This window comes from Polaromonas sp. JS666, from assembly GCF_900103405.1.
Taxonomy (GTDB): Bacteria; Pseudomonadota; Gammaproteobacteria; order Burkholderiales; family Burkholderiaceae_C; genus Polaromonas.
The window spans coordinates 505,742-528,728 of sequence record NZ_FNHX01000002.1 but is presented as its reverse complement, the minus strand read 5'-3'; the positions used below and the strand labels follow the sequence as shown (position 1 = coordinate 528,728).

At 64.0% G+C, this 22,987-nt stretch carries 19 protein-coding genes and 1 other RNA gene; 7 read left to right on the top strand and 13 right to left on the bottom strand.

What is annotated here, in order from left to right:
• The first annotated feature begins 19 nt into the window (after window positions 1-19).
• Together BLQ85_RS06880 and BLQ85_RS06875 are read left to right on the top strand one after the other, a co-directional pair.
• The gene (locus BLQ85_RS06880) at window positions 20-3,652 is read left to right on the top strand and encodes a hydantoinase B/oxoprolinase family protein (RefSeq protein ID WP_074575572.1); all 3,633 of its coding nucleotides are present in this window, start codon (window positions 20-22) and stop codon (window positions 3,650-3,652) included.
• 205 nt (window positions 3,653-3,857) lie between these two features.
• Entirely contained in the window at window positions 3,858-4,403 is a 546-nt protein-coding gene (locus tag BLQ85_RS06875; RefSeq protein WP_074575571.1) for a DinB family protein, read from the top strand.
• A 61-nt stretch (window positions 4,404-4,464) separates the two neighbouring features.
• On the opposite strand, the gene BLQ85_RS06870 is transcribed toward BLQ85_RS06875, so the two are convergent.
• The 13 genes from BLQ85_RS06870 to gyrA form a co-directional block, all read right to left on the bottom strand.
• Complete coding sequence (locus BLQ85_RS06870; RefSeq protein WP_074575570.1) at window positions 4,465-5,151, bottom strand: ComEA family DNA-binding protein; 687 nt, start codon at window positions 5,149-5,151, stop codon at window positions 4,465-4,467.
• A 153-nt stretch (window positions 5,152-5,304) separates the two neighbouring features.
• Window positions 5,305-6,312 (bottom strand): ADP-glyceromanno-heptose 6-epimerase, encoded by a 1,008-nt coding sequence (rfaD, locus tag BLQ85_RS06865; RefSeq protein WP_074575569.1) that lies wholly within the window; start codon window positions 6,310-6,312, stop codon window positions 5,305-5,307.
• 26 nt (window positions 6,313-6,338) lie between these two features.
• Window positions 6,339-7,274, bottom strand: coding sequence for a D-glycero-beta-D-manno-heptose-7-phosphate kinase (gene rfaE1 / locus BLQ85_RS06860; RefSeq protein ID WP_074575856.1), 936 nt, complete (start codon window positions 7,272-7,274; stop codon window positions 6,339-6,341).
• A 21-nt stretch (window positions 7,275-7,295) separates the two neighbouring features.
• On the bottom strand, window positions 7,296-8,441 hold the full coding sequence (gene lapB / locus BLQ85_RS06855; RefSeq protein ID WP_074575568.1) for a lipopolysaccharide assembly protein LapB: 1,146 nt from the start codon (window positions 8,439-8,441) through the stop codon (window positions 7,296-7,298).
• Window positions 8,431-8,712, bottom strand: coding sequence for a LapA family protein (locus BLQ85_RS06850; protein ID WP_036838921.1), 282 nt, complete (start codon window positions 8,710-8,712; stop codon window positions 8,431-8,433). The genes lapB and BLQ85_RS06850 overlap by 11 nt, the downstream gene beginning before the upstream one ends.
• A gap of 62 nt (window positions 8,713-8,774) precedes the next feature.
• Window positions 8,775-9,089, bottom strand: coding sequence for an integration host factor subunit beta (locus BLQ85_RS06845; protein WP_007869491.1), 315 nt, complete (start codon window positions 9,087-9,089; stop codon window positions 8,775-8,777).
• A gap of 66 nt (window positions 9,090-9,155) precedes the next feature.
• Window positions 9,156-10,841: a 30S ribosomal protein S1 gene (gene rpsA, locus BLQ85_RS06840; RefSeq protein ID WP_007869489.1), complete on the bottom strand. Its 1,686-nt coding sequence runs from the start codon at window positions 10,839-10,841 to the stop codon at window positions 9,156-9,158.
• Window positions 10,842-10,993: 152 nt separating this feature from the next.
• Window positions 10,994-12,976 (bottom strand): bifunctional 3-phosphoshikimate 1-carboxyvinyltransferase/cytidylate kinase, encoded by a 1,983-nt coding sequence (locus BLQ85_RS06835; RefSeq protein WP_074575567.1) that lies wholly within the window; start codon window positions 12,974-12,976, stop codon window positions 10,994-10,996.
• Between the two features lie 10 nt (window positions 12,977-12,986).
• On the bottom strand, window positions 12,987-13,865 hold the full coding sequence (locus BLQ85_RS06830) for a prephenate dehydrogenase (protein ID WP_007869485.1): 879 nt from the start codon (window positions 13,863-13,865) through the stop codon (window positions 12,987-12,989).
• A 33-nt stretch (window positions 13,866-13,898) separates the two neighbouring features.
• Window positions 13,899-14,981 (bottom strand): prephenate dehydratase, encoded by a 1,083-nt coding sequence (gene pheA / locus BLQ85_RS06825; protein WP_074575566.1) that lies wholly within the window; start codon window positions 14,979-14,981, stop codon window positions 13,899-13,901.
• Between the two features lie 80 nt (window positions 14,982-15,061).
• Window positions 15,062-16,168, bottom strand: coding sequence for a 3-phosphoserine/phosphohydroxythreonine transaminase (gene serC, locus BLQ85_RS06820; RefSeq protein ID WP_074575565.1), 1,107 nt, complete (start codon window positions 16,166-16,168; stop codon window positions 15,062-15,064).
• Entirely contained in the window at window positions 16,165-16,734 is a 570-nt protein-coding gene (locus BLQ85_RS06815; RefSeq protein ID WP_074575564.1) for a DUF2059 domain-containing protein, read from the bottom strand. The genes serC and BLQ85_RS06815 overlap by 4 nt, the downstream gene beginning before the upstream one ends.
• Entirely contained in the window at window positions 16,734-19,382 is a 2,649-nt protein-coding gene (gene gyrA, locus BLQ85_RS06810) for a DNA gyrase subunit A (RefSeq protein WP_074575563.1), read from the bottom strand. The genes BLQ85_RS06815 and gyrA overlap by 1 nt, the downstream gene beginning before the upstream one ends.
• Window positions 19,383-19,634: 252 nt before the next feature.
• On the opposite strand from gyrA, the gene ompA reads away from it, so the two are divergent.
• The 5 genes from ompA to BLQ85_RS06785 all read left to right on the top strand — a co-directional run bounded on the left by ompA (window position 19,635) and on the right by BLQ85_RS06785 (window position 22,977).
• Window positions 19,635-20,273, top strand: a complete 639-nt coding sequence (gene ompA, locus BLQ85_RS06805) for an outer membrane protein OmpA (RefSeq protein ID WP_074575562.1) — start codon at window positions 19,635-19,637, stop codon at window positions 20,271-20,273.
• 66 nt (window positions 20,274-20,339) lie between these two features.
• The gene (ubiG, locus tag BLQ85_RS06800) at window positions 20,340-21,047 is read left to right on the top strand and encodes a bifunctional 2-polyprenyl-6-hydroxyphenol methylase/3-demethylubiquinol 3-O-methyltransferase UbiG (protein WP_074575561.1); all 708 of its coding nucleotides are present in this window, start codon (window positions 20,340-20,342) and stop codon (window positions 21,045-21,047) included.
• Between the two features lie 33 nt (window positions 21,048-21,080).
• On the top strand, window positions 21,081-21,746 hold the full coding sequence (gph, locus tag BLQ85_RS06795) for a phosphoglycolate phosphatase (protein WP_074575560.1): 666 nt from the start codon (window positions 21,081-21,083) through the stop codon (window positions 21,744-21,746).
• Window positions 21,747-21,758: 12 nt separating this feature from the next.
• Window positions 21,759-22,145: a transfer-messenger RNA gene (ssrA, locus tag BLQ85_RS06790) on the top strand.
• 100 nt (window positions 22,146-22,245) lie between these two features.
• Window positions 22,246-22,977 (top strand): pseudouridine synthase, encoded by a 732-nt coding sequence (locus tag BLQ85_RS06785; protein WP_074575559.1) that lies wholly within the window; start codon window positions 22,246-22,248, stop codon window positions 22,975-22,977.
• The last annotated feature ends 10 nt before the right edge of the window (window positions 22,978-22,987 follow it).

Genomic DNA, 22,987 nt, shown 5'->3' with positions numbered 1-22,987 from the left:
AACTCTGAAATCAAAAACCATGCAAGACACCACATCCAAACCGGGCGGCGACCGTTGGCAATTCTGGATAGACCGCGGCGGCACCTTCACCGACATCGTGGCTAAAAAGCCCGACGGCTCGCTGGTCACGCACAAGCTGCTGTCGGAAAACCCGGAGCAGTACCGCGATGCGGCCGTGGCCGGCATACGCCACCTGCTGGGCCTGAAGGCCGGCGAACCGATTCGCGCCGACGTGGTCGACTGCGTGAAGATGGGCACGACAGTGGCCACCAATGCGCTGCTGGAGCGCAAGGGCGAGCCCACGCTGCTGGTCACCACGCGCGGCTTTCGCGACGCGCTGCGCATTGCCTACCAGAATCGCCCGCGCCTGTTCGACCGCCACATCGTGCTGCCCGAGTTGCTGTACAGCGCTGTGGTCGAGGCCCAGGAGCGCGTGGGCGCGCAGGGCGAGGTGCTGCAGGCGCTGGACGAGGCGCTGCTGAAAAAAGAACTGCTGGCCCACTACCAGAAGGGCTTGCGCAGCCTGGCCATCGTGTTCATGCACGGCTACCGCTTCACCGAGCACGAAAAAGCCGCCAAGCGCATCGCGGCCGAGGTGGGTTTCACGCAGATCAGCACCTCGCATGAAACCAGTCCCATGATGAAGTTCGTGAGCCGCGGCGACACCACCGTGGTCGATGCCTACCTCTCGCCCATATTGCGCCGCTATGTGGAGCAGGTCGCCAGCGAGATGCCAGGCGTACGCCTGTTTTTCATGCAGTCCTCGGGCGGCCTGACCGATGCCCATGTGTTCCAGGGCAAGGACGCCATCCTGAGCGGACCGGCCGGCGGTATTGTGGGCATGGCGCGCACGGCGGCGATTGCCGGCCATGCCAAGGTCATAGGCTTTGACATGGGTGGCACCTCGACCGACGTCTCGCATTACGCGGGGGAGTTCGAGCGCGAGTTCGAGACCCAGGTGGCTGGCGTGCGCATGCGCGCGCCCATGATGAGCATACACACGGTGGCGGCCGGCGGCGGCTCCATCCTCAAGTTCGACGGCGAGCGCTTTCGCGTGGGCCCGCAGAGCGCGGGGGCCAACCCCGGCCCGGCCAGCTACCGGCGCGGCGGGCGCCTGGCGGTGACGGATGCCAATGTGATGGTCGGCAAGGTCCAGCCGCGCTACTTCCCCAAGGTGTTCGGCCCGAATGCCGACGAGCCGCTGAGCTATGAGGCGGTCCAGGCGCAATTCAACGAGCTGGCAGGCCAGACCGGCCGCAGCGCCGAGGTGGTGGCCGAAGGCTTTATCAACATCGCGGTGCAGCAGATGGCCAACGCCATCAAGAAGATCTCGGTGGCGCGCGGCTACGACGTGACGCGCTACACCCTGCAGTGCTTTGGCGGCGCGGGCGGCCAGCATGCCTGCCTGGTGGCCGATGCGCTGGGCATGACCAAGGTGTTTGTGCACCCGCTAGCCGGCGTGCTGAGCGCTTACGGCATGGGCCTGGCCGACCAGAACGTGATCCGCGAGCAGGCGGTGGAGCTCAAGCTTTCCGAGGCCGCGCTGCCTGAGATCGCCGGCAAGCTTGAGGAACTCGCCGCCCAGGCCGAAGCCGAGCTGCAGCGCCAGCAGGTCAGCATGGGGGGCATCACCACGCACAGGCGTGTGCATGTGCGTTATGAGGGCAGCGATTCCGCGCTGGTTGTTCCTTTCGGCACGCTGGACCAGGTCGAGGCAGGTTTTGAGGCCGCCTACCGCCAGCGTTTCGCCTTTTTGATGCAGGGCAAGGGCCTGGTGGTGGAGGCGGTGTCGGTGGAAGCCGTGGTGGCTGGGGACGCGCCGGCCGAGCCGCGCCACGCCACGCACGAACCGCGCGAAGTGCCGCGCCGCGAAACCGTGCGCATGTATTCGGGCGGCCAGTGGCACGACGCGGCCCTGGTGGTGCGCGAGGATTTGCGGCCGGGCGACATCATTTCGGGCCCGGCCATCATTGCCGAGAAGAACGCGACCACGGTGGTCGAACCCGGCTGGGAAGCGGCGCTCACGGCGCTGGACCACCTGGTGCTGGACCGCCGTGCCGAGCGCGCCGTGACCTTCGCGGCCGGCACCACGGTGGATCCGGTGCTGCTGGAGGTGTTCAACAACCTCTTCATGAACATCGCCGAGCAGATGGGCCTGCAGCTGCAGAACACCGCCTACTCGGTCAATATCAAGGAGCGCCTGGACTTCAGCTGCGCGCTGTTCGACACCGAAGGCAATTTGATCGCCAACGCGCCGCACATGCCGGTGCACCTGGGCTCCATGGGCGAAAGCATCAAGACGGTGATTCGTGAGAACGCCGGCAGCATGCAGCCGGGCGACGTCTATGTGCTGAACGACCCCTACCACGGCGGCACACATTTGCCCGACATCACGGTGATCACGCCGGTCTATCTGGGCAGTGCCGCGCAGCCGACGTTTTACGTGGGTTCGCGCGGCCACCATGCCGACATAGGTGGGACCACGCCCGGCTCCATGCCGCCGTTCTCGACGCTGATCGAGGAGGAGGGCGTGCAGATCAACAACGTCAAGCTGGTGGAGCGCGGCGTGCTGCGCGAGGCCGAGATGATCGCGCTGCTCAAAAGCGGCAAATACCCGAGCCGCAACCCGCAGCAAAACATGGCCGACCTCAAGGCGCAGATTGCCGCCAATGAAAAAGGCGTGCAGGAGCTGCGCAAGATGGTCGACAGCTTCAGCCTGGAGGTGGTGCTGGCCTATATGCGCCATGTGCAGGACAACGCCGAGGAGTCGGTGCGCCGCGTGATCACGCGCCTGAAGGACGGTGAATTCACGCTGCCGCTGGACAACGGCGCGCAGATCAAGGTGGCGATCCGCGTCGACGCCAAGGGCCGCAGTGCCGAGATTGACTTCACCGGTACCTCGCCGCAGCAGACCAATAATTTCAACGCGCCGACGGCGGTGTGCATGGCGGCGGTGCTGTATGTGTTCCGCACCCTGGTGGACGACGACATCCCGCTGAACGCGGGCTGCCTCAAGCCGCTCAAGGTCATCATCCCGGCGGGCTCCATGCTCAACCCGAACCCGCCGGCCTCGGTGGTGGCGGGCAATGTGGAAACCTCCACCTGCATTACCAATGCGCTTTACGGCGCGCTGGGTGTGATGGCGGCCGGCCAGTGCACCATGAACAACTTTACTTTCGGCAACGCGCGCCACCAGTACTACGAAACCATTTCGGGCGGCTCGGGCGCGGGCGGCAAGCTCGACGAGGCGGGCAAGCTGGTGTCGGGTTTCGACGGCACCAGCGTGGTCCAGACGCATATGACCAACTCGCGGTTGACCGACCCCGAGGTGCTGGAGTTCCGCTTTCCGGTGCGGCTGGAGAGTTATGAGATCCGCGAGAACTCCGGCGGCGCGGGCCGCTGGCGGGGCGGCAACGGCGGCGTGCGCCGCGTGCGCTTCCTGGAGGCCATGACGGCCAGCATTCTGTCCAACGGCCGCAAGCACGGTGCGTTTGGCATGGCCGGCGGTGAGCCGGGCCAGGTCGGGCGCAACCTCGTGGTGCGCGCCCAGGGCCAGGTCGAGGCGCTGGACCACATAGGCCAGGCCGACATGCAGCCGGGTGATGTGTTTGAAATTCACACGCCGGGCGGTGGCGGATTCGGCAAGCTGTGACCACCCCCGTCCAGGTGGAATTGGCTCACCCCCGTTGAGGCTCACTTCGTGTGGCCTCCTCCCCCCCTTGCAGGGGGCGGCGCCTGCGGCCCGGCAAAGCCGGTTCCGCGGTCCCTGCTGATGGGGTGAATTACCCCCGCCGAAGCGCAAAATACCATGAGCCTGGTGATGACGCACCGGCAACCCCTTTTCTGGAGCGCTTTCCATGACCCGCGAGTTCTGCGACAACTATCGCTTCCTGTCCCGCTACAACCGCTGGATCAATGAGCGGCTCTATGAGGCCTGTGAGGCCTTGACGGACGAGGCGCGCAAGCAGGAGCGCGGCGCTTTTTTCGGGTCGATACACCGCACGCTGGGCCACCTGGTGCTGGCCGACCAGGTCTGGCTCAGGCGCTTTGCGCAATGCGGGGCGGACAACGGGATTGCCTTCGCATCGCTGGGCCCGGACGTGCTGGACATGCCCGAGGCCTATACCCTGGACATGGTGCTGTTTGAAGGCTGGGTGGAACTGAAGGCTAAACGCGCGCAACTGGACGCGGCCATCGAGCAATGGGCCGCCGACATGCCGGACCATTACCCGCAGCTCACCATGCGCTACAGCAATTCAAAAGGCGTTCAGCGCGAACATGCGGCCTGGATGGCGATCACGCACTTCTTCAACCACCAGACACACCACCGGGGCCAGGCCAGCACGCTGGTCACGCAGGCGGGCGGCACGGTGGGCGTGACGGACCTGATCGCCCTGGTGTGAACATGCCGTGGGCATAAAAAAACCCGCCATCGGCGGGTTTTTCGGCTGAAGGGGCTGGCCCTTATTTCTTGGCGGCGCTGGCAGCGCTGGCAGCGCTGGCGGCTGGCTTGGCGGTGTCGGCCTTGGCGTCTTTCTTTTCATCCTTGGCTGCAGGCTTGGCGTCCTTGGCCTTCTTGGCATCGGCCTTGGCGGCTTTTTCAGCGTCGGCCTTGGCTTTGGCTTCGTCAGCCTTCTTTTTCTTCTCGTCAGCCTTGGCCTTCTTGTCGGCTTCTTTTTTGGCCTTGGCTTCATCAGCCTTGGCTTTGGCCTCGGCCTTGGGGTCCTTCTTCTCTGCGGCTGCTGCGGGGGCCGGTGCGGCGGCTACCGGTGCGGCCGGTTTGGCTTCGGCTTTTTTCTCTTCGGCCTTGGCGGCGGGCTTGTCATCCTTCTTCGCGGCGGCTGCAGGTTTTTCGTCCTTCTTGGCGGCAGGGGCCGCGGCCACGCCCTTGAAGCTGGCGCCGCCCACCGTCAGGCCTTCGGCGGAAAACTTGGCGGCATTGCCTTCGCCCACGCCCTTGACGCGTTCAATGAAGTCGTTCCAGTCCTTGAAGCTGCCTTTCTTGCGCTCGTCGATGATCTTGCCCGAGATGCCGGGGCCTATGCCCTTGATGCCGTCGAGCTCGGCCGCGGTGGCCTTGTTGACGTCAACGGCGGCGAACGATACGGCCATGTACATGGCGGCGACGAAGGCCAGGATTTTTTTGAACATAAGGGATCTCCTCAAAGATTGGATTGAAGTGAAGGCACGTGATCCATCCTTGTGAAGAAGGATGTCTTCTTCATAACGGCCCGTCCAGGGCCGCGTTGACTACCGGCCCTGGCTTTGGGGCCAGGAAAACCCTAGTGAGAGGCCGGCGCGGACTCAGCCCGCGGTGGCGCTCAGGGCCTGCATGTAAGCGGCCACACCCGTCTGCACATCGGCGAAAACATGGTCGCAGCCGGCCGCGCGCAGCGCGCGTGGGTCGGCCTGGGTGTAGCTCTGGTATTTGCCGACCAGCGCGGGCGGAAAGGCGATGTATTCGATCAGGCCGCCGCGCACGGCTTCTTCCAGGCTCAGGGCCGCGGCGTTCTGGCCTTTGCGCAGGGTGTTCACGACGGCCAGGGCCACGTCGTTGAAAGGCTGTGCCCGGCCGGTGCCGAGGTTGAAGATGCCGGACTTGCCGGGGTTGTCGAAGAACCAGAGGTTCACGGCCACCACGTCGTCGATGAAGATGAAGTCGCGCATCTGGCCGCCAGCGCCGTAGCCGCCGTACTCGCCAAAGAGCTTGACCTTGCCCTCGGCCTGGAACTGGTTGAACTGGTGGAAGGCGACGCTGGCCATGCGGCCCTTGTGCTGCTCGCGCGGGCCGTAGACGTTGAAGTAGCGAAAGCCCGCGACCTGGGTGGCGGCGTTTTCAAAGCGGACGCCGAGCTCGCGCCGCATGCGCTGGTCGAACAGCAGCTTGGAGTAACCGTAGACATTGAGCGGACGCTCGAACTCGGGCGACTCGGTGAAGGTGTCGGAGCCGCCGTAGGTGGCGGCCGAAGAGGCGTAGAGCAGGCGCGTGCCCTGGTCCTGGCAGGCGTGGAACAGTTCACAGGACAGCGTGTAGTTGTTGTCCATCATGTACTTGCCGTCGGCCTCCATGGTGTCGCTGCAGGCCCCTTCGTGGAACACGGCCTCGACCCGGCCGTAGGCGCCCTCGGCGAACAGCTCATAGAAGTCGTCGGCGTCGACGTAATCGGCGATCTTCAGGTCGGCGAGGTTGCGGAATTTGTCGCCATGGGTCAGGTCGTCGACGGCGATGATGTCGTCTATGCCGCGGGCGTTGAGGCCCTTGATGATGTTGCTGCCAATGAAGCCGGCGGCGCCGGTGACTACGATTTTCATGATGGGTCCTTGAGGTGAGCGCAAGCTCACTGCGCGGCGAACAGCTCGCCGTAGTTGACGGTGGCGGTGCCGAACTTGCCGACCACGATGCCGCCCGCGCGGTTGGCAATCGGCACGGCGTCGCGCAAGCGCATGCCGGTGGCGGTCATGGCGGCCAGCGTGGCAATCACGGTGTCGCCGGCGCCGGTGACGTCGAACACCTCGCGCGCCACGGCCGGGACGTTGAGTTCGCCCTCGGCATCGAACAGCGTCATGCCTTCTTCGCTGCGCGTGAGCAGCAGGGCTTCCAGGTTAAGCGCCGTCCGCAGGTTGTGGGCCTTGGTGCGCAGGTCGGCTTCGCTGCTCCAGGCGCCTATGACGTGCTCGAGCTCGGCGCGGTTGGGGGTGATGACGCTAGCGTTTTTGTAGCGCGCGTAGTCCGAGCCCTTGGGGTCGACCAGCACCACTTTGCCGGCGGCACGGGCCTGGGCGATCATCAAGACAATGTGCGCGAGGCCGCCCTTGCCGTAATCGGAGAACAGCACCGCGTCGTGCTCGGTGTGCAGCTTTTCAAAGGTGGCGGACTGCGAGGCCAGTACCTCGTTTTCGGGGGTGTTCTCGAAGTCCAGGCGTATGAGTTGTTGCTGGCGGCCGATGACCCGCAGCTTGACGGTGGTCTTGAGCTGGGCGTCGCGGCCGAAATAGGGTGTGATGCCGGTTTTGGCGACCAGCGCCTCGAGGTGGTGGCTGGCTTCGTCGTCGCCCACCACGCTCAGCAGCGAAGCCTGCGCGCCCAGCGTGACGATGTTGTAGGCCACGTTGGCCGCGGCGCCTATGCGCTCTTCGGTGCGCGTGACGCGCACCACGGGCACCGGCGCCTCAGGCGAGATGCGGTCCACCGCGCCATACCAGTAGCGGTCCAGCATGGCGTCGCCCACCACGAGGACGCGGGCTTTGGAAATCTTTTCAGGCGTCAATTGCATGCTCATCTATCGTGTCTTTTTCTACAGCTCTTCAATACGGCGCGTCGGGTAGCTGTCCCAGGCCTGGCAGCCGGGGCAGTGCCAGAAGTGCTGGGTGGCCTCAAAGCCGCAGGCCGCGCAGCGGTAGCGCATCAAGGGTTTGGTGGCCTGGTCGAGAGCGCGCTGGACCAGCGTGTGGTGCTGCTCGTCCTGCAGCTTTTCACCGGCGATCCATTTGCCGGCGGCGACCAGCGAGGCCTGGCGCTCCAAGTGTTTCACATACCACTGCCGCGCCGAGGCCGGGTCTTTTTCGAGCTTGACGATGGCCTCGATCACGTCGATGGACGGCATGTTGGCGTAGCTGGCCTTGAGCAGCTCCAGCGCCATGGCCTCCTGGCCGCCGGCCTGCGCGATATTGGCCAGCAGGCCGGCGGCCAGCGGCAGGCCTTGCGGGGCGGTTTTTTCGAGCTTGAGCAGGGTTTGCAAGGCGTCCTGCGGGCGGCCCAGCTGGCTTTGCAGCTTCGCCAGGTCTATCAGGGGACGAGCCAGGGCCGGCGCCATGGCGATGGCTTCCTGCAGGGCGCCCAAGGCCCGGTTGGTGTCGCCGGCGGCTACGCAAGCACCGGCCTGCTCGCACAGGTAGTGCGCCTGGCGGGCGCTGAAGCTTCCGTGGCTGGAACTGCCGAGCCGGGCGGCGATTTCGGTGGCATTGGCCCAGTCGCGGGAGCGCTCGTAAATCGACAGCAGGGCCAGCCGCGCCTCTTCTTCAAAGGGCGTGCCTTCGAGTTTACGCAGGGCGGCCTCGGCGCGGTCCAGCAGGCCGGCCTTGAGAAAGTCGAGCGCCAGGGCATGCTGGGCGCGGTCGCGTTCGGGCTGCGTGAGGTCGCCGCGCGACATCAGGTGCTCGTGCACGCGCACGGCGCGCTCGTACTCGCCGCGGCGGCGAAACAGGTTGCCCAGCGCGAAGTGGAGCTCGGAGGTGTCCGGGTCGCTTTGCACCGCCTCGATGAAGGCGTCTATGGCCTGGTCCTGCTGCTCATTGAGCAGGAAGTTCAGGCCCTTGAAATAGGCCTTGGGCGCCTGGCGGTTTTCGATGCGCAACTGCCGCAAGTCCAGCCGTGAGGCCAGCCAGCCGAGCGTGAAGGCGATCGGAAACCCGAGCAGGACCCAGGTGAAGTCAAATTCCATGGTGCATCGTGGACGGGTCTTCGCTGACGGTGTGGGGACCCATGGTGGAGGCGTATTTGGCCGAGCGGCGTTTTTTCCACCAGCGCGGCATCATGACAAAAATGCCGAGCGCCAGCCCGCAGGCGAAGGTCGCCAGCACGACCAGCACCAGGGGCGCTTGCCACATGGTGCCAAAAAAGAAATACACCGCAACCGTTTGCTGGTTATTCAGTGCAAAAGCGAAGAGCGTAAAAAAAATGGCTGCTTTAAGCAGCCACATGAGGTATTTCACTTGGTAATCCCCCGGGTGGTCTGGCGATTGTAGCCAGCCCACCGAGGGACACCAGCAAGACCTTACTTGGGTTCCGTGACCGCCAGCAATTCCTGGGTGCGGGCATCGACGGCTTCGCGCAATGCTTTCCCGGGCTTGAAATGCGGCACCCGCTTTTCAGGGATGGCCACGCTTTCGCCGGAACGCGGGTTGCGCCCCATGCGGGGTGGGCGCCGGTTGATGGAGAAACTGCCGAAACCCCTGATTTCAATGCGATGGCCGCGCACCAGCGCGTCGCTCATGGCGTCAAGAATCGTCTTGACGGCATATTCGGCGTCGCGGTGCGTCAGCTGGCTGAATCGGGCCGCCAGTTCTTCGACGAGATCGCTTCGGGTCATGGATCAAGTAGCTGCACAGCGATGCGACCCGCCCCTGGGGGCGTACCGCACCGCCGCGCGGTTGCCTTACTTTTCGTTGTTGTCCAGCTTGGCGCGCAGCAGGGCGCCCAGGCTGGTCGTGCCGGCGTTTTCGCGGGAAGACTGCTGGCTCAGGTTGGCCATGGCTTCCTGCTGGTCGGCGTTGTCCTTGGCCTTGACCGACAGCTGGATGTTGCGGGTCTTGCGATCCACGTTCACCACGACTGCGGAGACTTCGTCGCCTTCTTTCAGCACGTTGCGGGCGTCTTCGACGCGGTCGCGGCTGATTTCGCTGGCGCGCAGGTAGCCGATGATGTCTTCGCCGAGATCGATTTCAGCGCCCTTGGCGTCAACGGTCTTGACCTTGCCGGTCACGATCGCGCCCTTGTCGTTGATCGACACGAAGGTGGTGAAAGGATCGGAATCGAGCTGCTTGATACCCAGGGAGATGCGCTCGCGGTCGACGTCGACAGCCAGCACGATGGCTTCCACTTCCTGGCCCTTTTTGTAGTTGCGAACAGCGGCTTCGCCGGGTTCGTTCCACGAGAGGTCGGACAGGTGCACCAGGCCGTCGATGCCGGCAGCCAGGCCCACGAACACGCCGAAGTCGGTGATCGACTTGATCGGGCCCTTGACGCGGTCGCCGCGCTTGGTTTCCTGCGCGAATTCCTGCCATGGGTTGGCCTTGCACTGCTTCATGCCCAGGCTGATGCGGCGCTTGTCTTCGTCGATCTCGAGGACCATGACTTCGACTTCGTCGCCCAGGGCCACGAGCTTGCTCGGGGCCACGTTCTTGTTGGTCCAGTCCATTTCGGACACGTGGACCAGGCCTTCGATGCCGGGTTCGAGTTCCACAAACGCGCCGTAGTCGGCGATGTTGGTGATCTTGCCGAACAGGCGCGTGCCTTGCGGGTAGCGGCGGTTCACGCCCATCCACGGGTCGTCGCCCATCTGCTTGAGGCCCAGCGAGACACGGTTCTTTTCGGTGTCGAACTTCAGGATCTTGGCAACGATCTCTTGACCGGCCGTCACCACTTCGCTTGGGTGACGCACGCGGCGCCATGCCATGTCGGTGATGTGCAGCAGGCCGTCGATACCGCCCAGGTCAACGAAGGCACCGTATTCGGTGATGTTCTTGACGACGCCCTTGACGGCAGTGCCTTCTTTCAGGGTTTCCATCAGCTTGGCGCGTTCTTCGCCCATGCTGGCTTCGACCACGGCGCGGCGGCTCAGCACCACGTTGTTGCGCTTGCGGTCCAGCTTGATGACCTTGAATTCCATGGTCTTGTTCTCGTAGGGAGACAAGTCCTTGATGGGGCGGGTGTCGATGAGCGAGCCGGGCAGGAAGGCGCGGATGCCGTTGACGAGGACGGTGAGGCCGCCCTTGACCTTGCCGCTGGTCTGGCCGGTGACGAATTCGCCGGATTCCAGGGCTTTTTCCAGGCTCATCCACGAAGCCAGGCGCTTGGCCTTGTCGCGGGACAGCAGGGTGTCGCCATAGCCGTTTTCGACGGAGTCGATGGCCACAGAGACGAAATCGCCGACCTGGACTTCGAGCTCGCCCTGGTCGTTCTTGAATTCTTCGAGGGGGACATAAGCCTCGGATTTGAGTCCGGCATTCACAACGACGTGGTTGTGGTCGATACGAACGACTTCGGCGGTGATGACTTCACCGGTACGCATTTCAGAGCGTTGCAGCGATTCGTTAAATAGGTCGGCAAAAGATTCAGACATGATTTTCCTAGTCCACACAACAGGGTTCCAATAGCGGGATTGCTATTGTTTTTATAGCTGCTTGCGGCGGTGTTTTTGCGGCCAGACGTCTGGTGAGGCCGCGGGTTACGTTGATGAACCTGCTGACCCAAGCGCAGGTTGCGCGTCGGGGGTCAGAAGGGCCGGGTGCCTTGCCACCATTCAAGCACCTGTTCCACCGACTTTTCAATCGACAGATAGGAGTTATCCAGGGGGCGGGCGTCATCAGCAGGCTTCAAAGGGGCTGCTTTTCGCGACGAATCGCGCGCATCACGTGCCTCTAAATCTTGCTGAATCTCGGCGATTGTAGCCGAATTTCCCTTTGAAATCAACTGCTTATGCCGGCGTTCGGCGCGGTGCAGGGCGCTGGCCGTGAGGAAAACCTTGAGCGGGGCATCCGGGAAGATGACGGTCCCCATGTCCCGGCCGTCGGCGACCAGTCCCGGCAGCTTGCGAAAGCTGTGCTGGAGCTCCAGCAGGGCGGCGCGAACCTCGGGGTGGGCCGACACGCGGGAGGCGGCCATGCCGGCGGCCTCGGTGCGTATGGCCTCGGACACGTCCTGCGACCCAAGCAAGATGCGGTCGCCCTGAAAGTGCACCGGCATGGTGCGCGCCACGCGGGCCACGCCGGGCCCGTCGTCCAGCGAAACGCCGGCCAGCGCCGCGGCATGGGCGCTCAGGCGGTAAAGCGCACCGGAATCCAGGTAGTGGTAGCCCAGCTGGTGGGCCGCCAGGGCCGCCAGTGTGCCCTTGCCGGAGGCCGTCGGGCCGTCGATGCAGATGACCGGAATGCGGGACGTATCGGCCTGGGCCACCTCAAACAGGGCTTCGAAGTAGTCGGGGAAGGTCTTGGCGACGCATTTGGGATCCAGGATGCGCACCGGCAGTTGAGCCGGGTTGAAGGCCGCCAGCGAAAAGCACATGGCCACGCGGTGGTCGTCGTAGGTATGGATCGCGCCCGTCGTCCAGCGGGTGGGCGGGGTGATCTTGAGGTAGTCCGCGCCTTCCTCGACCACGGCGCCGAATTTTTGCAGCTCGCAGGCCATGGCGGCGATGCGGTCGGTTTCCTTGACGCGCCAGCTCGCGATATTGCGCAGCGTGGTGGTGCCGTCGGCGTACAGGGCCATCACGGCCAGCGTCATGGCGGCGTCGGGAATGTGGTTGCAGTCCAGGTCTATGGCCTTGAGCGGCCAGGCGCCGCGCGAAATGCGCAGCGAGTTCGGTGCGCTGTCGACCCGCGCGCCCATCATTTCGGCGGCCTCGACGAAGCGGATGTCGCCCTGGATGGAGGCGGCGCCCACACCCTGGATTTCGATGCCGGAGTGCCCTGGGGATGCCGCCGCGATGGCGCCCAGCGCGATGAAATAGCTGGCCGACGAGGCGTCGCCCTCGACATGGATGGCGCCCGGCGACTGGTAGCGGCTGCCGGCCGGAATGGTGAAGCGTTCCCAGCCCTCGCGCCTGACGTCTATGCCGAAGCGCTGCAGCAGCTTGAGCGTGATTTCAATGTAGGGCCGGGAGATCAGCTCGCCGACCACTTCGATGCGGATATCCCGCTCGGCGACCAGCGGCAGGGCCATCAGCAGGGCGGTCAGGAACTGGCTGGAGACATCGCCGCGCACCCGTATGGGCTGCTCCAGCTTGAGCTGCCCGGGCCGCAGGCCCAGCGGCGGAAAACCTTCATTGCCGAGGTAGTCGATGGCGCAGCCCAGTTGCCGGAGCGCATCGACCAGGTCGCCTATGGGCCTTTCGTGCATGCGCGGCACGCCGGACAGTTCAAATTCCCCGCCCAGCAGGGCCAGCGCGGCCGTCAGCGGCCGCATGGCCGTGCCGGCGTTGCCCATGAAGAGCTTGGCCGGGGTCTGGACGGGCCGCCCGCCCAGCCCGCTGATGACGGCGGTGTTGCCGTCCTGCCTGACCGTGCAGCCGAGCTGCCTGAGTGCGGCCAGCATCACGGCGGTGTCGTCGGAAGCGAGCAGGTCGTGGACCGTGGTCTCGCCGTGGCTCAGGGCGGCCAGCAGCAGCACGCGGTTGGAAATGCTTTTGGAGCCGGGCAGGCGTACGGTGCCTCCCGCGCTGCGCAGGGGCGGAACGTCCAGGAACTCGGTGTCGAACATGGACTGCGGGTTATTTGTGCGATTTTTGTGAGGAGATGCGCCAGTTGGCCCGGGTCTCGCTGGCCCGCTCGATCAGCACTTCAAGGACGTCGCCGCTGCTGCTGGCAATCAGCTCCTCGAGCGACTTCAGGGTCTCCTGGAAAATCTTGGACTGGGCCAGCAGTTCTTCGCGATTCGCGATCAGGATGTCGCGCCACATTTTCGGGTCGCTGGCGGCGATGCGCGTGAAGTCCCGAAAGCCCGGGCCGGCCAGCGACATGTATTCCTTGCCATGGTCTTGCCCGGTGATACCGTTGATCAGGGCGAAAGCGATCAGGTGCGGCAGGTGGCTGACGGCGGCGTAGGCGGCGTCATGGGCCTGGGGCGACATCTTGAGGACATGGCAGCCCAGGGCCGTCCAGACGTCGTTGGCTTTTTGCAGTTGTACCGTGAAGGTGCGCTCTATGGGCGTCAGGATGACCTGCTTGCCGGCGTAGAGGTCCACGTCCGCATGCTCGACCCCGGAGACTTCCTTGCCGGTGATCGGGTGGCAGGGCACGAAAGAGCCCACGTTGTCGCGCAGCACGCGCCGGGCGGCGTCCACCACGTCGCGCTTGGTCGAGCCGACGTCCATGATCAGCGTGTTCGGGCCGACCAGGTGGCGTATGGCCTTGAAGGTGGCCTCCGTCGCGGAAACCGGCACGGCCAGCAAAACGATGTCGGCGCCCGAGACCGCCAGCAGCGCCGAGGGCGCCTCCACGTCGATCACCCCCATCTGGCGCGCCCGCTCCGTGGTGGAGGGGGATTTGCTGTAGCCGACGACGCGCTTGACCAGGCCGGCACGTTTGAGCGCCAGCGCGAATGAGCCACCCATCAGGCCGCATCCAATGAGACCTAATTGTTCAAACATGTTGTGGCACCAGGGAAGTTGTGAGTCGTTGCATTAATCGCCGATGGGATAGGTTCCAAGGACCTTGTAAAAGGCGCACAGCCGCTGTAAATCGGCCAGCGCGGCCTTGACGTGGTCTTCGGAGGGGTGACCTTGCAGGTCAATATAAAAATAGTATTCCCACTGGCCGGAGCGTGCCGGGCGCGATTCGAAGCGGGTCATGGAGACGCCGTGGGCCTTGAGCGGCATCAGGATGTCGTGGACGGCGCCCGGGCGGTTGGGCACGGACACCACCAGGCTGACGCAGTCCTTGCCGGAAGCGGGCGGGGAGGGCAGTGTCTGCGGAAGGCAGACCACGGCAAAACGCGTGCGGTTGAAGGCGTCGTCCTGGATGGCATGGGCCGCCGTGTAGAGGCCGAACTGGGTGGCCGCCCGGTCGCTGGCGATGCCGGCCCAGGCCGGGTTGGTGGTGGCCAGGCGCGCGCCTTCGGCATTGCTGGAGGCGGTGCGGCGGTCGGCGTGGGGCAGGTGCGTGGTCAGCCAGCCCTGGCATTGGGCCAGCGCCTGGGGGTGGGCGTAGACCGCCTCTATGCCTTCGAGCGACTCCGAAAGCCGCAGCAGGTTGTGGCGCACCATCAGGCTGATCTCGCCGACGATGTGCAGGGGGGAGTTGAGGAACAGGTCGAGCGAGCGCGAGACCACGCCTTCGGTGGAGTTTTCCACCGGCACGACGCCGTAGCTGGCGCTGCCGGCCGCCGTCGCGCGAAAGACTTCGTCGATGCTGACGCAGGGAACGTGTTCGATGCTGGCGCCGAAAAACTGCAGCGCCGCCTGCTCGCTGAAGGTGCCGGCGGGGCCCAGGTAGGCGACGCGCACCGGGGATTCCAGGGCCAGGCAGGCCGACATGATTTCGCGCCAGACGGCCGCCACGTGCTCGTTCTTGAGCGGTCCCTGGTTGGCCTGCTGGATCTGCTCTATCACCTGGGCCACCCGGTCGGGACGGAAAAACGGCGTGCCCTCGCGTTTTTTGAGCTCCCCGACCTGCTCGGCAACCTGGGCGCGGCGGTTCAGCAGGGAAAGCAGTTCCCTGTCCAGGGCGTCGATCTGGACGCGTAAATCAGCAAGGTTGGCAGTCATATCAGGGGCCGTCCGCCTTCGCCATCTGCACTGGTTGCCCCTTGGGGACAGTGAATGTGGCGGGCATGGGGTATTTCGTCCTAGGCGTGTTTTTGTTCGAATTCTCGCATGTACGCCACCAGCGCCTGCACACCGGCCAGCGGCATGGCGTTGTAAATGCTGGCGCGCATGCCGCCTACCGACTTGTGGCCCTTGAGCTGAAGCAGGCCCGCCGCCTTGGCGCCGGCCAGGAAAGCCTCGTTGCGCGATTCGTCGCGCAGGAAAAAAGGCACGTTCATGCGCGAGCGGCAGTCCTTGCCGACCTTGTTCAGGTAGAAATGCGAGCTGTCAATCGCATCGTAAAGCAGCTGCGCCTTGGCTAGGTTGCGCTTTTCCATGGCCGCGACACCGGCGGCCGCGCCTTCCCGCTGGCGCTTGAGCCACTGAAAGGTCAGGCCCGCGATGTAAATGGCGTAGGTGGGCGGCGTGTTGTACATCGACTGGTTGTCCGCCACCGTCTTGTAATCGAAAGCGCTGGGGCATATCGGCATGGCGTGGCCGAGCAGGTCCTCGCGGATGACCACCAGCGTCACGCCGGCGGGACCGAGGTTTTTCTGCGCCCCGCCGAAGGCCAGGCCGACGCGCGACCAGTCGACGGACCGGGAGGCCACATGGGACGAAAAATCAATCACCAGGGATGCGTCGCTTCCCAGCGCCTTGAGGTCGGGAAGGCTCTGGAATTCCACGCCGTTGATGGTTTCGTTGGTGCACAGGTGCACATAGGCCGCGTCCGGCCGCAGCTTCCAGCCCGAAGGCGCGGGCAGCTGCGTGTGCCCGTTGTCGGCGTTGCTCGCGGCGACCTGCACGTCGCAGTACTTGCGCGCTTCTTTTTGCGACTTGTCGCTCCAGCTGCCGGTCACCACAAAATCGGCGGAACGCCCCCGCGACAGGTTCAGCGGAACGATGGCGTTCTCGGCCAGCCCGCCGCCCTGCATGAACAGGATCTTGAAGTGGGCCGGAACGGCCATGAGTTCGCGAAAATCGGCCTCGGCGGCTTCATAGATGGAGATGAATTCCTTGCCGCGATGGCTCATCTCCATCACGCTCATGCCGCTGCCGTGCCAGTCCAGCATTTCACCCGCCGCCTGCTGCAAAACCTCCTCGGGCAGGTTCGCGGGGCCGGCGGAAAAATTGAAAGGACGGGTCATTTCTTCGCGGGCGGCTTGGCTGCTCCCGGGGCAGGGCTGGTGCCGACGATCTTCACCGCCGCCTCGTCGAACTGCTTGATGCGCGCCACCACGTCGGTGCGCGAAGCCTCGACGAGTTTTTGCACAAAGACGTTGCCGAGCTCAGGCGCGGCGGCCTGGTATTTTTTGATGGCGGGGGACTCGAAGAAGGCGGCGAGCTGCTGGAGTTCCTCGAGCGTGAAACGCTCCGCGTAGGCGGGAACCAGCGATTCGGCGCTGACCTTGCTGACCTGCTTGGCGATCAGTTGGCTGGTGTCATCGGCGTACTTCTTGAGTTCGGCGTTGAGGTCATCCGAGGCCTTTTGCCGCTTGGCCTTGGGTACGTTGGCTTCCAGCTGGGGGCCCCATTTATTGATCAGGTCCTGGGCCGTGCTGCCGGCCAGCTGGCCCACCAGGCGGTCCAGCTCGGGACCCTGCTGCAGGGCGACCACTTTTTTGGCCAGCTCGGTTTTGGGGTCGGTCTGGGCGTGGACGGCCGCGCTGCAGGCCAGGCTGGTGATCGCGAGGGCGGTGATCAGTTTTTTCATCAATTGCTTTCGGTGTTGGAGGCGTCTGCGCCGGTGTCGTTTTCGGTATCGAGGTCGTCCAGCGTGGCATCGTTTTCGACGATGCGTTGCAGGCCGCTCAATTGTGAGCCTTCATCGAGGCCGATCAGCGTAACACCCTGTGTAGCCCTGCCCATCTCGCGGATTTCACTGACGCGCGTGCGTACCAGCACGCCCTTGTCGGTGATGAGCATGATCTCGTCGTCGACGTGGACCAGCGTCGCCGCCACGACCTTGCCGTTGCGCTCGCTTTGCTGGATGGCGATCATGCCTTTGGTGCCGCGGCCGTGGCGCGTGTATTCGGTGATGGAGGTGCGCTTGCCGAAGCCGTTCTGGGTGGCCGTCAGCACGCTTTGCTGCTCGTCCTCGGCCACCAGCATGGCGATCACGCCCTGGCCGTCTTCCAGCGTCATGCCGCGCACGCCGCGCGCGTTGCGGCCCATGGGGCGCACGTCGTTTTCATCAAAGCGCACGGCCTTGCCGCCGTCGCTGAACAGCATCACGTCGTGTTTGCCGTCGGTCAGGGACGCGCCTATCAGGTAGTCGCCCGGGTCCAGGTCCACGGCGATGATGCCGGCCTTGCGCGGGTTGCTGAATTCGTCGAGGGCCGTCTTCTTCACGGTGCCCATGGAGGTGGCCATGAAGACGTACTGGTCGGCCGGGAAGCTGCGCTTGTCGCCCGTCAGCGGTAGGACCACCGTGATTTTTTCGCCTTCCTGCAGCGGGAACATGTTGACGATAGGCCGGCCGCGCGACCCGCGCGACCCCGCGGGAACCTCCCAGACCTTGAGCCAGTAGAGCCGGCCCCGGTTGGAGAAGCACAGGATGTAGTCGTGCGTATTGGCGATGAAGAGCTGGTCGACCCAGTCGTCGTCCTTGGTGGCGGTGGCTTGCTTGCCGCGGCCGCCGCGTTTTTGCGCCCGGTATTCCGACAGCGGCTGGCTCTTGATGTAGCCGGTGTGCGAAAGCGTCACCACCATGTCGGTCGGTGTGATCAGGTCTTCGGTACTGAGGTCGAAGGAGCTGTGCTCGATGTGGCTGCGCCGCGCGCCCAGCTTGGTCTGGCCGAACTCCAGCTTGATGGCGGAGAGTTCCTCGCCGATGATGATGGAGACGCGCTCGGGCTTGGCCAGGATGTCGAGCAAGTCGTCGATCTCGGCCATGACTTCCTTGTACTCGGCCACGATCTTGTCCTGCTCCAGGCCGGTCAGGCGCTGCAGGCGCATCTGCAGGATTTCCTGTGCCTGGGTTTCCGACAGGCGGTACAGGCCGTCGTTGCCCATGCCGAACATTTTTTCAAGGCCGTCGGGGCGGTAGTCGTCGGCGTTGACGATGCCGCCGTCGGCGCGCGTGCGGGTGAGCATTTCGCGCACCAGGCTGCTGTCCCAGGGGCGCAGCATCAGCTCGGCCTTGGCCACCGGCGGCGTGGGCGCGTTGCGGATGATGGCGATGAAGTCATCGATGTTGGCCAGTGCCACGGCCAGGCCTTCCAGCACATGGCCGCGTTCGCGCGCCTTGCGCAGCGTGTACACGGTGCGGCGTGTCACCACTTCGCGGCGGTGCGACAGGAAAACCTGGATCAGGTCCTTCAGGTTGCACAGCTTGGGTTGGCCGTTGACCAGCGCCACCATGTTGATGCCGAAGGTGTCCTGCAGCTGGGTCTGCTTGTACAGGTTGTTGAGCACCACTTCGGGCACTTCGCCGCGCTTGAGCTCGATGACCAGGCGCATGCCGGACTTGTCGCTCTCGTCCTGGATGTGGCTGATGCCTTCGATTTTTTTCTCGTGCACCAGTTCGGCCATGCGCTCCTGCAGCGTCTTCTTGTTGACCTGGTAGGGCAGCTCGTCGACGATGATGGACTGGCGCTGGCCCTTGTCGATGTCCTCGAAGTGGCATTTGGCGCGCATCACCACCTTGCCGCGGCCGGTGCGGTAGCCGTCCTTGACGCCGTTGATACCGTAAATAATGCCGCCCGTGGGAAAGTCGGGCGCCGGCACGATTTCCATCAATTCGTCGATGGAGGCCTCCGGGTTCTTCAGCATGTGCAGGCAGGCGTCGACCACTTCGTTGAGGTTGTGGGGCGGGATATTGGTCGCCATGCCCACAGCGATGCCGCCTGATCCGTTGACCAGCAGGTTGGGCAGCCGGGTCGGCAGGACCAGGGGTTCCTGTTCGCTGCCGTCGTAGTTGGGGCCGAAATCGACGGTTTCCTTGTCCAGGTCGGCCAGCAATTCATGGGCAATTTTCGACAGGCGGATTTCCGTATACCGCATGGCGGCCGCGTTGTCACCATCCACGGAGCCGAAATTTCCCTGGCCGTCGACCAGCAGGTGGCGCAGGGAGAAGTCCTGCGCCATGCGAACAATGGTGTCGTAGACCGACTGGTCGCCGTGCGGGTGGTATTTACCGATCACGTCGCCGACGATACGGGCCGACTTCTTGTAGGGGCGGTTCCAGTCGTTGTTCAGCTCGTGCATCGCGTACAGAACGCGCCTGTGCACCGGCTTGAGGCCGTCCCTGGCATCGGGGAGGGCCCGGCCGACGATCACGCTCATGGCGTAGTCGAGATAGCTGCGCCGCATTTCCTCTTCAAGACTGATGGGCAGGGTTTCTTTAGCGAACTGGGTCATGAGCGGCCTGGTTGGGATTTCGAGATTCTTGAGGAAAGCCAGCGATTTTAAGGCTTGAGTTTATAGCGGCCACTTGTGGCGGGGCAGCAACAAATGCTCAAGAATCTTAAGTCTGTGTCAGACGAAGCCGATAGCGTGCTTGAAGGTTGGGGCAGGTGTGGCACAATCGTTGTAACGCTTTGAGTGATGGTCACTCACGGCGTGTAAATTACTAATCGCAGCAAGTCTGCGGCTTTTCTCTAGAGGAGAACCATGAAGAAACTCAACAAAGTGGCAATGTTGTTTGCTTCCGCAGCGCTTGTTACCGCCGCTGGTGCACAAACTATCGACAACTGGATGAACGGCAATCGTGAGCTGGTCTGGAAAAACGGCACCAACGAACTGTGCTGGCGCGATGCCAACTGGACGCCTGCTACCGCAGCTCCCGGTTGCGACGGCGCAATTGCCCCTGCGATGGCTCCTGCTGCTCCGGCCGCTGGCCAAGCTCCTCGCGCAGCAACTCCTGCTGCTCCGGTGGTTACTCCTCCCGCCGCAACGAAGGTCACCTACGCCGCTGATGCTTTCTTTGACTTCAACAAGTCCGTGATCAAGCCAGAAGGCAAGGCCAAGCTGGACGACCTGGTCGGCAAGATCAAGGACATCAACCTGGAAGTCATCATCGCCGTGGGTCACACCGACTCCGTCGGTAGCGACGCTTACAACCAGAAGCTGTCGGTTCGCCGCTCGGAAGCCGTCAAGGCATATCTCGTGTCCAAGGGCATCGAGAAAAACCGTGTCTACACTGAAGGCAAGGGCGAGAAACAGCCAGTTGCTGACAACAAGACCGCCGAAGGCCGCGCCAAGAACCGCCGCGTCGAAATCGAAGTGGTTGGTACCCGCGCCAACAAGTAATCCTCCGGGATCGCTTCAAGAACCGCGCCTAGGCGCGGTTTTTTTATGCCTCAACGATAATGCCTCATGCCTACTAGCGATAACTTCGATCCCGCCGAATTGGCCAAATTCTCCGACCTGGCCCACCGCTGGTGGGACACCGAAAGCGAGTTCCGCCCCCTGCACCAGATCAACCCCTTGCGCCTGGGCTGGATTGACGGCCAGGTTCCGCTCAAAGGTTTGCGCGTGCTGGACGTGGGTTGCGGCGGCGGCATCCTGGCCGACTCCATGGCCCGTAAAGGTGCCGAGGTCCTGGGCATAGACCTGGCCACCAAGGCGCTCAAAGTCGCCCAGCTCCATGCACTGGAAGCCCAGACGGAAGGTGTGCAATACCGCGAAATCAGCGCCGAAGCGCTGGCGGCCGAGCAGCCCGGCAGCTTCGATGTCGTCACCTGCATGGAAATGCTGGAGCATGTGCCCGACCCCTCGTCCATCGTCAAAGCCTGCGCGGCGCTGGTCAAACCCGGCGGGTATGTGTTTTTCTCCACCATCAATCGCAACGCCAAGGCCTTTCTGTTCGCCATCGTGGGCGCGGAATATGTGCTGAACATGCTGCCCCGCGGCACCCATGAGTACGCCAAACTGGTCAAGCCCAGCGAATTGGCCGGCTATTGCCGGGCCTCAGGGCTCTCCCTGCAGCAGACCCGCGGCATGGAGTACAACCCGCTGACGCGCCATTACTGGCTCAGCGCTGACACCAGCGTCAATTACCTGTTCGCCACCCAAAAGAGCTGAAACTCCCGCGCTTCACCTCAATTCACCCCCGACATGTTCAAAGACATTGCTGCCGTGCTGTTCGACCTGGACGGCACCCTGATAGACAGCGCGCCCGATCTGGGCGCCGCGGCCGACAAAATGCGCACCGACCGGGGGCTGGCATCGCTTCCGCTGGCGCTGTACCGCCCCATGGCGGGCGCGGGTGCGCGCGGCATGATTGCCGTGGCCTTTGGTCTTACACCGGACGATGCCCGCTTTCCCGAGCTCAAGGAAGAGTTTTTTCGCAACTATGAGTCGCGCATGACGGAGCACACCACGGTGTTTGACGGTGTGGCCGAACTGATTGCCCGGATCGGCCAGGCCGGCTTCAAATGGGGCGTGGTGACCAACAAATCAGCCCGTTTTACCATCCCGCTGACCAAGGCCATGTCGCTCTTCGACACCGCCCAGACCATTGTGAGCGGCGACACCACACCGCATTCCAAACCGCACCCGGCACCCTTGCTCGAGGCGGCGCGGCAGCTCGACGTGGTGCCCGGCCGCTGTATTTATGTCGGTGACGACGAGCGCGACATCGTCGCGGGCCGGGCCGCGGGCATGCCCACGGTGGCCGCCGCCTACGGCTACCTCGGCAAAACCGCCGACACCGGGGGCTGGAATGCCGACGCGACCATCGCCGCGCCCTGTGCCCTCTTGAATTTGCTGCGAATGGCGTAAACTAGGCCTCCTGGGGCTGCATTGGTTTCGACGTGGGTTCGGACGCGGTGTGGTGCATGTCGAGCTGAGTGTGCTCGTAAAACAGATTCAAACAAACTAACTGCAAACGACGAACGTTTCGCACTCGCTGCTTAATTGCCAGTGAGCTTTACAACAGCAGGCCGATGGGCTGGGCAAGGGGTGTTTAGCGCAAGTTAAACGCTCCCGGCTGTAAAGATAATTTCATCGGCTGGCTCCGGGCTGGGTACCTTAACCCGGGGCGAGAAAATAGGGTGCTGGCGTCCTGTGTAGCGTGCGACTGCGCGACACAGGTGGCGAGACCCAAATCAGACCGCTAAACATGTAGATCTGCCCGAACAAGGCTTGCGGACGGGGGTTCAAATCCCCCCAGCTCCACCACTTCACGGAAGCCCGGCCTTTATCCGCCGGGCTTTTTCATGGGCGTTCGGCGGCTGGCCGGCCGTTTTGCGCCCGCGGCGACAATACCCCCATGGCAAGCATGCAACTTCAGGAAATCCTCTTCTCCCAGGGCTTTGGCACACGGCGCGTGTGCGCGGGGCTGGTCCAGCAGGGCTATGTGGCGGTGGCGGGCGCGCCTTGCGACGACCCGACCGCCGAATTCGAGCCCACCGAAGGCCTGCGCTTCACGGTGCAGGGCACGGACTGGGAATACCATGAAAAAGCCTATCTGATGCTGCATAAGCCCGCGGGCTATGAGTGTTCACAAAAACCCAGCGCCTATCCGAGCATCTATACGCTGCTGCCGGCGCCGATACGCCAGCGCGGCGGCGGTGCGGCGGCCGGTGTGCAGGCGGTCGGCCGGCTGGACCAGGACACGACCGGCCTGCTGCTGCTGTCGGACGACGGCAAGTTCATCCACCGCATGAGTTCGCCCAAGCACCATGTGCCCAAGGTCTACGAGGTGCGCGCCAAGCACCCGGTGGACGACAAGCAGGTGGCCAAACTGCTGGCCGGCGTGGTGCTGGACGACGACCCCAGGCCGGTGCGGGCCGCGGCCTGCGAAAAAACCGGCGAGCACCAGCTGAGCCTGACGCTGACCGAAGGCAAATACCACCAAGTCAAGCGCATGATCGCCGCCGTGGGCAACCGGGTGGAAGAGGTGGGTGGCCTGCACCGTTCGCGCATAGGCTCGCTGGATTTGCCGGCCGACCTCAAGGCCGGTGGATGGCGCTGGCTGACGGCGCAGGACCTGGCGCGCATCGCGGGCTGAGCGCCGACCA